The organism is Halomonas mongoliensis (assembly GCF_052496345.1).
On sequence record NZ_CP199288.1, the window covers coordinates 1,845,387 to 1,857,800 of the forward strand.

Sequence of the window (12,414 nt, forward strand, 5' to 3'; positions counted from 1 at the left end):
GATGCATATCAGTGCAGGCCCGGGGATTTCGGCCCAGGATAAGCGGTTCGGCGGCCCTGTCCGCGCTGTAGTCATCAGGAGAGCTGTATCATGTCCCTGCCGTTACCGACCCTGCCGCGTCTTCCCGCTCCCGACCGCCTGATCCGCGCCGTGGATCCCCGCGTGCCGATCGCCGTCAAGCGCCGGCTGGTGGAGCCCGTGCTCAACCGCACCTTCGCCGAGCCCCTGGCCGAGGGGGAGTTCGATGCCCTGGAGGGGCGTCGCATCACCCTGGCCATCGAGGACCTCGGCCTGGCGTTGACCCTGACCCTCGAAGGCGAGCGCCTGAGGGTGTGCGCCGAGCCCGGCGAGGCCACCATTCGCGGCGGCTGGCGAGAGTTTCTTTGCCTGGCCACCCGGCGCGAGGATCCCGACGCCCTGTTCTTCCAGCGTCGCCTGCTGATCGAGGGCGATACCGAGCTGGGCCTGATGGTCAAGAACCTCCTCGATGGTCGTGAGGAGGGGCTGGCCCAGGGGCCCTTCGGCGAGCTGCTGGTGCGCCTCGAGCGCCTGGTGCGGCGCTGACCTAACCTTCTTATCACCGAATTCTCCGGAGCCATCCGCATGAGTACTTCCACCAAGGCCGTGAAGTCATCCAGCGAGGTCCCCCTGCAGGGCCCGTCACGTGACATCTGGGACGCCAAGTACCGCCTCAAGGACCGCCACGGCAAGCCCGTGGACAAGGACGTGGCGGCGACCTGGGAGCGGGTGGCGCGGGCCCTGGCCGCGGTGGAGGGCAAGCAGGCCGACGAGTGGCTGCCCAAGTTCCGCTGGGCGCTGGAGAACGGCGCCATCCCCGCCGGGCGGATCATGTCCAACGCCGGCGCCGAGGCCTACAAGCCGGCGGTGAGCCTGATCAACTGCACGGTGTCGCGCACCATCCGCGACTCCATGCACGATATCCTCGACTCCGTGGTGGACGCTGGCATGACCCTCAAGGCGGGCTGCGGCATCGGCTACGACTTCTCGACCCTGCGCCACAAGGGCGCCTTCGTGTTCGGCGCCGGGGCCGGCACCAACGGCCCCCTGGCGTTCATGGATATCTACGACAAGATGTGCTTCACGGTGGCCTCCGCCGGCGGCCGCCGCGGCGCCCAGATGGGCACCTTCGACGTCGGCCACCCCGACGTGCGCCAGTTTATCGAGGCCAAGCGCGAGGCGGGCCGCCTGCGCCAGTTCAACCTCAGCCTGCTGATCACCGACGAGTTCATGGAGGCGGTGAAGCAGGACGCCGACTGGCCCCTGGCCTTCCCGCTCCACGCCGGCGAGAAGGACGACGTCGAGGAGAGCGAGCTGATCTACCGCGACTGGCCGGTGATCGAGGAGGGCTACACCGTCGACGCCGAGGGCCGCGTGGCCTGCCGCATCGTCGAGGTGATCAAGGCGCGCGAGCTGTGGGACACCATCATGAGCTCCACCTATGACTTCGCCGAGCCGGGCTTCATCCTGATCGACCAGGTCAACCGGATGAATAACAACTGGTTCTGCGAGGAGATCCGCGCCACCAACCCCTGCGGCGAGCAGCCGCTGCCCCCGGAGGGCGCCTGCCTGCTGGGCTCGGTGAACCTGACCCGTTTCGTCATCGACCCCTTCGGCAAGAAGCCGCGCTTCGACTGGGAGCGCTACCGTCAGGTGGTGGGGATCTTTACCCGCATGCTCGACAACGTGGTGGAGATCAGCGGCCTGCCCCTGGAGGGCCAGCGCCGTGAGATCGAGGCCAAGCGCCGCCACGGCATGGGCTTCCTGGGCCTGGGCTCCACCCTGACCATGCTCAAGATCCCCTACGGCTCGCCGGAGTCGCTGGCCTTCACCGAGGAGGTGAGCCGCAACCTGGCCGTGGAGGGCTGGAAGCAGGCGCTGGAGCTCTCCCGGGAGAAGGGCATGGCCCCGGCGCTGGCCGAGGACTACGAGATCACCCCGAAGATGATGCGCGAGCGCCCGGAGCTCAAGAAGGACGGCTACGAGGTCGGCGACAAGGTGCCGGGCCGCATCCTGCACGCCCGCTACAGCCGCTATATGCAGAAGGTCGCCGAGGTGGCGCCGGAACTGGTGGCCCAGCTCGCCGAGCACGGCGCGCGCTTCACCCACCACAGCTCCATCGCCCCCACCGGCACCATCTCCCTGTCGCTGGGCAACAACGCCTCCAACGGCATCGAGCCGTCGTTCTCGCACCGCTACTTCCGCAACGTGATCCAGTCGGGCAAGAAGACCAAGGAGCAGGTGGAGGTGGTCTCCTTCGAGCTGGCGGCCTACCGCCACTTCATCGCCGCCGACGCCGTGGAGAGCGACCTGCCGGACTACTTCATCACCGCCGATTCGGTGAGCCCCAAGCAGCACGTGGCGGTGCAGGCCGCCGCCCAGGCATGGGTCGACTCGGCGATCTCCAAGACGGTGAACGTGCCCACCGAGTTCCCCTTCGAGGAGTTCAAGGACCTCTACCTGGACGCCTACGCCAGCAAGCTCAAGGGCTGCACCACCTTCCGCTTCAACCCGGAGGCCTTCCAGGGCGTGCTGGTGCGCGAGGACGATCTCAAGAACACCACCTATGTGTTCGAGCTGGAGAACGGCGAGACCATCGAACTTGCCGGTGACGAGAAGGTGATCTACGACGGCGAGGAGCACAATGCGGCCAACCTCTATGACGCGCTTAAGGAAGGCACCTATGGCAAGTGGTAATGCCTGCTGTCACGCTAGCGTCAACGTAAAACTTACCGGAGGAGCCCCCTGATGGCCGTCGAAATTTCGTCCAAGATCGTTTCCTACAGCGTCAAGAAGGCGGTGGAAGAACCGCCGCTTCCCGAGGAGAACCCGCTTACGGTGCGCATCCCCTCGCGCCCCGAGGGCACCCTTGAGGCCGTGTCGGAGAAGATCTCCTACGTCGGCGCCGAGGGGCGCAAGAAGGTCTACCTGCTGGTCTCCTTCATGCCCGTGGAGGGCGTGCTGGGCGGCAAGCGGGTAGTGATCGAGCGCCCGGTGGAGTTCTTCTTCCCCTCCGGCCAGCTCTCCAGCGAGCACCAGTGGATCACCGCCACCATGCGCAGCCTCTCCCTGGCCGCCCGGGGCGGCTACGTCACCCAGGCGGTGGCGGACCTGCGCAAGGTGGCCTGGGACAAGGGCCTGGTGCGCTGCGGCATGAACCGCTGGGGCAAGCCGGTGTTCCACGACTCCGAGGTGGCGGCCATCGCCTGGTCGATCCAGCAGATCCTCTACCGCCGCGGCTTCCTCGACCAGGATGGCAACCAGGTGCCGGTGGAGGAGCTGGTGGCCCGCTACGCCCAGCGCCAGGCCAGCGGCCATCTGTGGACGCCGCCCACTCCCGAGGAGATCGAGCAGGCCGAGCGCAAGGCCCAGGAGGCCGCCCAGGCCAAGGCCGACGGCCCCACCGTGGTGGGCCACTGCCCCGAGTGCAACGGCGAGCTGATCATGATGGACGGCTGCCCCACCTGCTACTCCGGCTGCGGCTGGTCCAAGTGCGGCTAACAGTAGTGCGGCTGACGTCAGCGCGCCACGGCTCCTCGCGCTGACGGACCAGCGCAGTACACGCACCGCCCCGGGTCACGAGAGTGGCCCGGGGCGGTGGCGTTTCAGGCGGGGGCTCAGCCGCGCAGCTCGAGGTGCTCGAAGTGGCGCTTTAGTCGCCTGATCAGGGTTTCCAGGGCCTCCCGGGGCGGGGCCTCTTCCACCGGCTCACAGTAGCCGGGGTCGAGGCAGCGCTCCCGTCGCGCCAGCTGGATGGCATAGCGGCGTACCCCACAGTCGGCCAGGGTCATGGCCAGCTGCTCCAGGGCCTCCAGGGTGAAGTCGCGCCAGTGCACCGTGGTGCGGCACTCGAAGGGGGTGTCACTCTCCAGCAGCAGCGCCAGGCTCAGCGCGTGGCGCTGCCAGATGCCGGGCCGACCGCTGATGCGGTCGAAGTCGGCGCCGCGCCCCTTGGTGTCCAGGGCGACCCAGTCGAGCCTCGGCAGCAGCGCCTCCAGGCGCGCCGGATAGGGGCCGGCGGTATGCAGCCCCACCGCCAGGCCCAGGGCCCGGCAGGCGTCCACGGCGGCAGGCAGATCGGGGTGCAGGGTGGGCTCGCCACCGCTGAAGACCACGGCATCGATCTCGCCCAGCCGAGAGGCCAGCAGCGCCTCGATGGCCGGCCACTCTCCCGTGGCCGCTCGGCGCGGCGGCCCCATGCTGCCTGCCGTCTCGCAGTAGCCGCACGCCAGCGGGCAGCCCTGCAGATAGACCACCGCCGCCCGCCGGCCAGGGAAGGCGTGATCGTCCCGGGCCATGATGCCGGCGATCGGCAGGCAGGGGGCCGCGGCGGGTGCCGGAGTCAACGGAGACGCTGCCATGCCTATGCCCGCTGGGCGTCCCGGCTGTTGTCCATGCCGGGGCGGCCGTGCCAGTAGCCGTCGCAGATCTCGGCGTCGACCAGGGAGAGCGGGTCCTGGGCGGGCAGCTCGCCGCGGCGCGACGCATCGAAGGCGGCGACCACCTCGGCCATGCCCTCGGGGCGCGGGCTCAGGCGGGCGATGCCGACCCCCATCTCGGCCATGCTCGGCAGCTCGTGGCGCAGGTCCTGGCAGGCGCCGGAGAGCGTCTGGATGCCGTTCAGGGTGAACACCTGGGTCGTCTCCTGGGTGCGCAGCGCCAGGCCCTCGGGGTGCTTCTGGCAGACGAACTGGCAGCGGTCCTTGGGCTTCTGGTAGCGCCGCGCGGTAAAGCAGCGCGACGACCAGGCCAGCGGCAGGTGGCCATAGGCGAACACCTCGCAGGGGGCCTCGAGGCCCTGCTCGCGGCAGTCGGCCAGCAGCCGGGCCAGGTCCTCCTTCGACATCTCCACCGGCGCCTGCCAGCGCCGCATGCCGGCCCGGGAGAGCACGGCGAGCGTGGCCGGGTTGTAGAGGTTGAGCGCCGCGCCGGCCACGAAGGGCCGGCCCGCCGCCGAGAGGCGCTGCAGGGCGCTCTGGTCGTTGGCCTCCACCAGGAACTCGCCGTTGTCGCAGAGCTTGCGCAGGTCGCGCAGGTCGGCCTCGGACTCGATCAGCGTCTGGCTCGAGAGCACCACCTGCTTGCCGCTCTGGGCCAGCTCGCGGCCTAGCCCCAGCCAGTCGTCGAGCTTCATGTCCCGGCGGCGCGAGCAGACCGACTCGCCCAGGTGGACGATCTCGAGGGGCCAGTCGGCGGCCTCCCGATAGAAGTCGGCATAGCGCTCTCGGGTCCAGTAGAAGAGCACCGGGCCCAGGGACAGCTGGAGCTTGGGGGTCTCGGACATGGGGCTCTCTCCTATTTCCAGCGGCGCTCGTAGGCGCCCAGGGTGGTGGTGCTGCCTTCGGAGACCTCGCCGAGGCCGGTCATCCAGGCGGGTTCGGTGTGGAAGCGGCCGGGAGCGCGCTCCAGGCGATCCAGGGCCTGGCGCCAGATGCCGGCCACCTTGGACACATAGGCCGGGCTGCGCTGGCGTCCTTCGATCTTCACCGCGCTGATGCCGAGCTCCGCGAGCTCGGGCAGGAGCTCCAGGGTGTTGAGGCTGGTGGGCTCCTCGATGGCGTGGTAGGTCTCGCCGCCCACCTCGAAACGCCCCTTGCAGAGCGTCGGGTAGCCGGCGTTCTCGCCCTCGCCGTAGCGGTCGATCAGCACGCCGTTGAGCCGCGACTCCAGGCCTTCCGGAGTCTCCTCCCAGCGCACGTGGGCGGCCGGCGAGCAGACGCCGCGGGTGTTGGGGGATTCGCCGGTGAGATACGACGAGAGGTAGCAGCGCCCCTCGGCCATGATGCAGAGGCTGCCGAAGGCGAACACCTCGAGCTCCACCGGGCTCTGCTTGGCCAGGTCGCGCACCTGGGTGATGGAGAGCACCCGGGGCAGCACGGCGCGCTTGATGCCGAACTGGTCATGGTAGAAGCGCAGCGCCTCGTGGCTGGTGGCCGAGCCCTGCACCGAGAGGTGGCGGGCGAGGTCCGGGTGGCGACGGGCGGCGTAGTCGAGCAGCCCCATGTCGGCCATGATCAGGGCGTCGACGCCGAGCTCCGCGGCCTGGTCCACGGCGCGGGTCCACATGGCCCAGCCGTCCGGCTGCGGATAGGTGTTGATGGCGCAGAACACCTTCTTGCCGCGGGCGTGGGCGTAGTCGATGCCCTCTCGGGCGCGCTTGTCGGTGAAGTTGAGGCCGGCGAACTGGCGGGCGTTGGTGGTGTTCTGGAAGCCGAAATAGACGGCATCGGCCCCTTCGTCCACGGCGCGCTTCAGGGCGGGCAGGTTACCGGCGGGGCAGACGAGCTCCATGGTGAGCCTCCTGTGGTGGGAAACTCGACCATGCTAGTCGACCCTTCCCCATGGCCTTTTGACGCGGGTCATGGCGGACCCGGGTTGGTTGCCCGGGCGGGCCAGGCGTCGGCACTTTTTCCTGAAACCAGGCGTTTCTGAACGCCACGGCCCCCGATATCGGGAGCCGTGGCGGGCGGGAGCGGAGTCGCCTAGCCCGCGCGTTCGAACAGCAGGTTGTTCTCCAGATGGATGTGCTGCATCAGGTCGTCGCGGAACTCGCGCAGCCCGGTGTAGAGGGCGCGCCAGGTGGTGCAGGCGCCCTTGGGCGGGGTGATGTTGTCGGTCAGCGCCAGCACCTGCTCGAGGTTCTCGCCGTGGTCGTCATGCTCGTGGCGCATCACCGCGATGGGCCCCTGGGCCTGGGCGCCCATGCCTCGGCGCAGCATCGGGAAGAGGATCTGCTCCTCCTTCTGCATATGGCTCTCCATCTCCTGGTGGATGGTGGTGAGCAGGTCGGCCAGGCCGTTGGGGCAGGTGTCCCGCTCGCCGTGGACCTGCTCGACGCGACGGGCCATGCGCGTAAGCTCCGGAAGCTGCTGGCGATGGACGTCGTGATAGCGGGTCAGGATATGGTCGATCAGCTCGTCGTTGCTGGCCTCTCGCCAGTCGCGCTCCTCGCTCGCGCCGGCGGGCAGCGCCTCGAGCTCGGCGACCAGGGCCTCGGGCGCGAGGCCGATGCGCTCGGCGGCCTCGCGCAGGCTGATGCGTCCGCCGCAGCAGAAGTCGATGTTGTGGTCGCGGAATACCCGGGTGGCACCGGGCAGGGTCAGGGCGGTGCGGCCGACGGTCTGTTCGATCAGGCTCATGGTGAGGTCCTCGTAGGGTGGGTAAAACGCTTCAGTTCAGGTGGCAGACGGCGCCCGGGGCAACGACGACGGACTCAGGCGGCGTCGAGGGGACGCGAGGGGCCGAAGTGCTCGTAGTGGCGGCGCTCGGCCGGCACGCCCAGCTCGGCCAGGGCCCGGTCGATGGCGCTCATGAAGCCCTGGGGGCCGACGAAGTAGCAGCGGGCGTCCTGTGGCAGCAGCCGGGCCAGCAGCGCGCGGTCGATGCGGCCGGTATGGTCGGCCGCCTCGCCGCGCTCGTGGACGGTTACCGCCTGCAGCCGTTCGGGGTGGGCCTCGGCCAGGGCCGCGACCTCGTCGCGGAAGGCGTGATGCTCGGCATCCAGGGCAGCGTGCAGATAGACCACCCGGCGGCCCTGGGCCAGCGCCTGGCGGGCCAGGGGCAGCATCGGCGTCTGGCCGACCCCGCCGGAGGCCAGCAGCAGCGGCTCGCCACCCTCGGCCAGGGTCAGATCGCCGGCCGGCGGCAGCAGCTCCAGGGTGTCGCCGAGTGCCATGGCGTCATGCAGGTGGCGGCTGGCGCGCCCTTCCGGCTCGCGCTTGACGGAGATCCGGTAGGTGCGGCCGTCGGGCAGCGCCGAGAGGCTGTAGTGGCGATAGAGCGGCTCGCCGTCGAGGATCAGCCGGACCCCGATGTACTGGCCGGGAACATGGTCGGCCACCGGCTCGCCATCCACGGGCGCCAGCACGAAGGAGCGGATCACCGCGCTCTCCTGGCGGGTCTCGGCGATGCGGAAGGTGCGGGTGCCGCGCCAGCCTCCGGGGCGCTGCTCGAACTCGCGATAGCGGTACTCCTCCAGTTCGATCAGCAGGCCGGCCAGCTCCTCGTAGAGGGTGCCCCAGGCATCGGCGATCTCCGGCGTCACGGCATCGCCGAGCACCTCGCCGATGGCGGCCATCAGGCACTCGCCGACGATGGGATAGTGCTCGGGACGGATGTCGAGCGAAACATGCTTGCTGACCACCGTGGCCAGGGTCTCGCGCACCCTGGCGCGATCCTGGCGCAGCTGCACGTAGGCCAGCACGGCGCCGGCCAGGGCCCTCGGCTGGCCGCCGTCGGCCTGGTGGGCCTCGTTGAACAGCGGCTTCACCTCGGGATAGCGCTCGAACATCAGCGGATAGAAGCGTTGGGTGATGGCGTCGAGGTGTTCGGCGACGGTGGGGGCGGTGGCCGCGATCAGTTCTTCCTGGGCAGGGGTCAGCATGGCTGGCTCCTCTTCTAGTCGTCGTTCGTCGGGGGGTGTTTTTAAGATGTATTAAAAATACATCTTAACCGAAGCACTGTCATGGGGCGAATTGTCGCCCCCTCAAGAAGAGGAGAAGGTGTGCTCGGAAACGAGCCGGGCCATGGCTGGCCCGACCCGTGGGTGGTGCTAGTCCGCTATCGGCTCACAGGCCGATGCGGTGGGCCCGATGGGTGAAGAAGATCCCGCTGGGCGACTCCGCCGGCAGGCGGGCCAGCTCCTCGAAGGTGCGGGTGTCGTAGACCACTACGTGGCCGCTGTCCCGGGCGGAGATCCAGATATGCTCGCCGCGGGGGGTGAACTCCTTGTGCAGGATCGACTCGCCGGGGGAGAGCGTCTCGATCACCTCATGGGTGCGGGTGTCGATCACCTGGACGCGGTCGTTGTTCGGGTGGGCGAAGGTGACCCACACCTGCTGCTCGTCGGGGCGGCTCATCACGAAGATCGGCTGGCCGTGCACCTCGATGCGCTGGGTCAGGGACCAGTCGCGGGTGTCGGCGACCAGCACTTCGTTGCGGCCCACGGCGGGGAAGAAGGCCTGGCTGCCGGCCATGGCCCAGCCCTCCAGGTGCGGCATCTTGTAGACCGGCAGGCGCTCCTCGCCGCGGCCGTAGTCCGGGAGGATGCGCTGCACCCCCTTCTCCGGCTGCCAGAGGTCGAGCAGCGCCATGCCGTCCTCGCCGAACAGGCCGGCGATGTAGTAGCGACCGTTGGCGGTGATCAGGGCGTCATAGGGCATGCTGCCGATGTCCCGGTAGCGGGTCACCTCGTGCTCCTCGGTGGACATGTCCAGGGTCCAGATCTCCCCGGCCTCGAAGAGGCTGAACACGAACATGTTGCCCGGCACGTCCACTACGCCCACCACCTTGGCCTGGTCGGTGGTGCCGTCGGCCTTCTCGTAGGTGGCCGGCACGTCGACCACCAGCTCCATGGTCTCGACGTCGAACACCTTCACGCCGCCCGGCTCGTAGTTGCCCACCGCCACATAGCGGCCATCCTGGGAGATGGCGCCGCCGATGCTGTTGCCGCCCTGGATGATGCGTCCGTCGATCTCGCCGGTGAGCAGGTCCAGGCGGGTCAGGCCGCCGTCGCGGCCGAAGACGAAGGCGTGGCGGGCATCGCGGGTGAACTTCACCGAGGCGTGGGAGAGATCGCCGAAGCCTTCGATGTTCTTGAGCACCGTCTTGTGGGTGGTGTCGACCAGCGCCACGCTGCCGGTGGCGCGTTCGATCACCACGCCGAGGTCGCCGGTGCCGCGCAGCTCGACGGCGCTCTCGGCCAGGGCGGGACCGACGGCCAGCAGCGACAGGGCGCCGGCGGCAATCAGGGTCTTCAGGGGGCGAATCAGCGGCATGGGGGTCTCCTCGGGAGAGTCAGTCGTCCAGGGTCTTCAGGCGGTTGTCGGTCTGCAGGTGCTCGGCCATCCAGCGGGCTTCCTCCTCGCTGAGTAGGGCGTGCCAGCCGGGCATGGCGGTGCCGGGGATGCCGTGGCGGATGATATGGGTGAGCGCCTCGGGGCTGAGCGCCTGCATGCGGTCCTGGGGCAGGGCGGGGCCGAGGCCGCCGCGCAGGGTCATGCCGTGGCAGGAGCCGCAGTCCTGGTAGAGCAGGGTCTCCAGGCGTTCGGGGTCCACCGGGGAGGTGGGGCTTCCCGCCTCCGCCAGGGCCGCCTGAGGCAGCAGCCAGGCCAGGCAGAGTAGCAGCAGATGTTGGGCTCTCTTGGGCATGTCGGGACTCATGGAAGCAGGCGTTGGGTTGGATACCGAGTGTCGCCCCGAGCACAGCGGGGTGCGTTGATGAATATCAAGCCAAGGGTCCGTTGCGAAGAGGGCGAGGGCATAAAAGCACATATCAGATGCCTCTTTTGACTTGCGTCAACCACCGAGGAGTTCTCCGCTTGCGGCTTTCGGCCTGCAGGTAAGATGCTCGAGAAAGGCATCTTATCTGCGCCGAGAGGAGCGCCATGGTCACACTCGACACCCTGGATCGCCGGTTGATCGACGCCTACCAGCGCGGGCTGCCGGTCTGCGAGCGCCCCTTCGCCGCCATGGCCGAGCGCCTGGAGAGCAGCGAGGCGGAAGTGCTCGAGCGCCTGGAGCGCCTGGAGCGCCTGCAGGTGCTGAGCCGGGTAGGACCGGTGTTCGACCATGCCCGGGCCGGGGCCAGCCTGCTGGCCGCGGTGGCCGCGCCCGAGGCGGAGCGTGATGCCGTGGCGGAGGTGATCAACCGCGCCCCGGGGGTGAATCACAACTATGCCCGTGAACACGACTTCAACCTCTGGTTCGTGATGACCGCGCCGGACGAGACCGTCCTCGAGGCCCGCCTCGATGCCCTGGAGGCGGAGCTGGGTCGCGAGATCCTGCGCCTGCCGATGCTCGAGGGCTTCCATATCGACCTCGGCTTTCCCATTCCCTGGGATGAACTGGAGGCGCCATGAACGCCCGACACCCCCTCCTCTCCCGTCACGAGAGCGCCGCCGAGCGGCGCCTGCGCGCCCTGGTGGAGCAGGGGCTGCCGCTGGTGCCGCGCCCCTGGGAGGCTCTGGCCAAGCAGTGCGGGATGGCGGAGGCAGAGGTGATGGCCTGCATGCGGCGCTGGCAGTCCGAGGGGCTGGTCAAGCGACTGGGCCTGGTGGTGCGTCATCGGCGCCTGGGCATCAACGCCAACGCCATGGTGGTGTGGGACGTGCCCGATGAGTCGGTGGCCGAACTGGGTCGTCGGCTGGCCACCGAGCCCGCCGTCACCCTCTGCTACCGCCGCCCCCGGCGGCTGCCCGACTGGCCCTACAACCTGTTCTGCATGATCCATGGCACCCGCCGCGAGCGGGTGCTGGGCGCCCTCGACGAGATCGTCGAGGCTCAGGGGCTGCAGGCCATCCCCCACCGCGTGCTGTTCAGCTTCAAGGCCTACCGCCAGCGCGGCGGCACCTATACCCGCGAGGAGCGCCCATGAACGCCATCTCCCCCCATCACTCCCTCCCTGCCGACACCCTGGCCGAGCTGGATGCCGCCGATCGCCGTCTGATCAACCGCCTGCAGGATGGCCTGCCCCTGGTGGCGGCGCCCTATGCCTCCGTGGCGGCCGAGATCGGCGTCTCCGAGGGCGAGCTGCTCTACCGCCTGGAGCGGCTGCTGGAGGCGGGGGTGCTGAGTCGCTTCGGGCCCATGTACCACGCCGAGCTGCTGGGCGGAGGCCTGACCCTGGCCGCCCTGGCGGTGCCGGAGCACGACTTCGAGCGGGTCACCGCGGCGGTGAACGCCTTCCCCGAGGTGGCCCACAACTACCGCCGCGAGCACCGCCTCAACATGTGGTTCGTGCTGGCCACCGAGACGCCCGAGCGCATCGGCCAGGTGATCGCCGAGATCGAGGCCGCCACTGGCCTGCCCGTCTTCAACATGCCCAAGCAGGAGGAATTCCATGTCCGTCTCCACCTGCCCGTCTGAGTCGCCCGCCGTCTCCACGCCCGATGAGCGGGATCGCGCCATCGTGCTGGCCACCCAGGCGGGTCTGCCGCTGGTGCCCGACCCCTGGGCGGCAGTGGGTCGCCAGCTGGGGATGAGCGGCGCCGAGGTGCTGGCCCGGGTGCAGGCCATGCAGGCCAGCGGTGCCATTCGCCGGGTGGCGGCGGTACCCAACCATTATCGGCTCGGCTATGTGGCCAACGGCATGACGGTGTGGGACGTGGACGACGCCCGGATCGAGCGCCTGGGGCGCGAGGTGGGCCGCCTGCCCGGCGTCAGCCACTGCTACCGGCGCCCGCGCCACCTCCCCGACTGGCCCTACAACCTCTTCGCCATGCTGCATGGCCACACCCGGGAGGAGGTCGAGCGGCAGGCCGAGGCGCTGCGAGAGCTGCTCGGCGAGGCCTGCCGTGACCACCGCATCCTCTACAGCTCCCGCATTCTCAAGAAGACCGGCCTGCGCCTGGCCGGCCGACCCGGTGCCGGGCGAAAGCCCGAGCCCAGGAGGTAAGC

Annotated in this window: 14 protein-coding genes; 7 read left to right on the forward strand and 7 right to left on the reverse strand. The window is 69.3% G+C overall.

Annotated features, from left to right (window positions below; all coding sequences use genetic code 11):
* The first annotated feature begins 90 nt into the window (after positions 1–90).
* Genes ubiT through ACRYRV_RS08705 form a run of 3 tightly spaced genes read left to right on the forward strand, consistent with a single transcriptional unit; the run spans position 91 to position 3,519 of the window.
* Positions 91–564 carry a ubiquinone anaerobic biosynthesis accessory factor UbiT gene (ubiT, locus tag ACRYRV_RS08695; RefSeq protein ID WP_309636601.1) on the forward strand — a complete coding sequence of 158 codons (474 nt, stop codon included), beginning with the start codon at positions 91–93 and terminating at the stop codon, positions 562–564.
* A 39-nt stretch (positions 565–603) separates the two neighbouring features.
* Positions 604–2,715, forward strand: coding sequence for an adenosylcobalamin-dependent ribonucleoside-diphosphate reductase (locus ACRYRV_RS08700; protein ID WP_309636602.1), 2,112 nt, complete (start codon positions 604–606; stop codon positions 2,713–2,715).
* Between the two features lie 51 nt (positions 2,716–2,766).
* A complete protein-coding gene (locus tag ACRYRV_RS08705) occupies positions 2,767–3,519 on the forward strand; it encodes a ribonucleoside-diphosphate reductase (protein WP_309636603.1) in 753 nt (250 codons plus the stop codon).
* A 116-nt stretch (positions 3,520–3,635) separates the two neighbouring features.
* On the opposite strand, the gene ACRYRV_RS08710 is transcribed toward ACRYRV_RS08705, so the two are convergent.
* From ACRYRV_RS08710 to ACRYRV_RS08740, 7 genes are all read right to left on the reverse strand, one after another.
* Complete coding sequence (locus ACRYRV_RS08710; protein ID WP_444985391.1) at positions 3,636–4,379, reverse strand: anaerobic ribonucleoside-triphosphate reductase activating protein; 744 nt, start codon at positions 4,377–4,379, stop codon at positions 3,636–3,638.
* 2 nt (positions 4,380–4,381) lie between these two features.
* Entirely contained in the window at positions 4,382–5,302 is a 921-nt protein-coding gene (locus ACRYRV_RS08715) for a U32 family peptidase (RefSeq protein WP_444985390.1), read from the reverse strand.
* An 11-nt stretch (positions 5,303–5,313) separates the two neighbouring features.
* Positions 5,314–6,309: a ubiquinone anaerobic biosynthesis protein UbiU gene (ubiU, locus tag ACRYRV_RS08720; protein WP_444985389.1), complete on the reverse strand. Its 996-nt coding sequence runs from the start codon at positions 6,307–6,309 to the stop codon at positions 5,314–5,316.
* A 191-nt stretch (positions 6,310–6,500) separates the two neighbouring features.
* Positions 6,501–7,157, reverse strand: coding sequence for an iron-sulfur cluster repair protein YtfE (gene ytfE, locus ACRYRV_RS08725; protein ID WP_444985388.1), 657 nt, complete (start codon positions 7,155–7,157; stop codon positions 6,501–6,503).
* A 74-nt stretch (positions 7,158–7,231) separates the two neighbouring features.
* Positions 7,232–8,401 (reverse strand): NO-inducible flavohemoprotein, encoded by a 1,170-nt coding sequence (gene hmpA, locus ACRYRV_RS08730; RefSeq protein ID WP_444985387.1) that lies wholly within the window; start codon positions 8,399–8,401, stop codon positions 7,232–7,234.
* 184 nt (positions 8,402–8,585) lie between these two features.
* Complete coding sequence (locus tag ACRYRV_RS08735; protein ID WP_444985386.1) at positions 8,586–9,794, reverse strand: cytochrome D1 domain-containing protein; 1,209 nt, start codon at positions 9,792–9,794, stop codon at positions 8,586–8,588.
* A gap of 19 nt (positions 9,795–9,813) precedes the next feature.
* A complete protein-coding gene (locus ACRYRV_RS08740) occupies positions 9,814–10,167 on the reverse strand; it encodes a c-type cytochrome (protein ID WP_444985385.1) in 354 nt (117 codons plus the stop codon).
* Positions 10,168–10,403: 236 nt separating this feature from the next.
* Between ACRYRV_RS08740 and ACRYRV_RS08745 the strand changes: the two genes are divergently transcribed.
* From ACRYRV_RS08745 to ahbB (ACRYRV_RS08760), 4 genes are read left to right on the forward strand one after another with little or no spacing between them, the layout of a single operon-like run.
* A complete protein-coding gene (locus ACRYRV_RS08745; protein ID WP_309636611.1) occupies positions 10,404–10,877 on the forward strand; it encodes an AsnC family transcriptional regulator in 474 nt (157 codons plus the stop codon).
* Positions 10,874–11,392 (forward strand): siroheme decarboxylase subunit beta, encoded by a 519-nt coding sequence (ahbB, locus tag ACRYRV_RS08750; RefSeq protein WP_444985384.1) that lies wholly within the window; start codon positions 10,874–10,876, stop codon positions 11,390–11,392. Before ACRYRV_RS08745 ends, ahbB (ACRYRV_RS08750) begins: the two co-directional genes overlap by 4 nt.
* Positions 11,389–11,883, forward strand: a complete 495-nt coding sequence (locus ACRYRV_RS08755) for an Lrp/AsnC family transcriptional regulator (protein ID WP_444985383.1) — start codon at positions 11,389–11,391, stop codon at positions 11,881–11,883. Before ahbB (ACRYRV_RS08750) ends, ACRYRV_RS08755 begins: the two co-directional genes overlap by 4 nt.
* A complete protein-coding gene (gene ahbB, locus ACRYRV_RS08760) occupies positions 11,858–12,412 on the forward strand; it encodes a siroheme decarboxylase subunit beta (RefSeq protein ID WP_309636614.1) in 555 nt (184 codons plus the stop codon). Before ACRYRV_RS08755 ends, ahbB (ACRYRV_RS08760) begins: the two co-directional genes overlap by 26 nt.
* Positions 12,413–12,414: the final 2 nt, after the last annotated feature.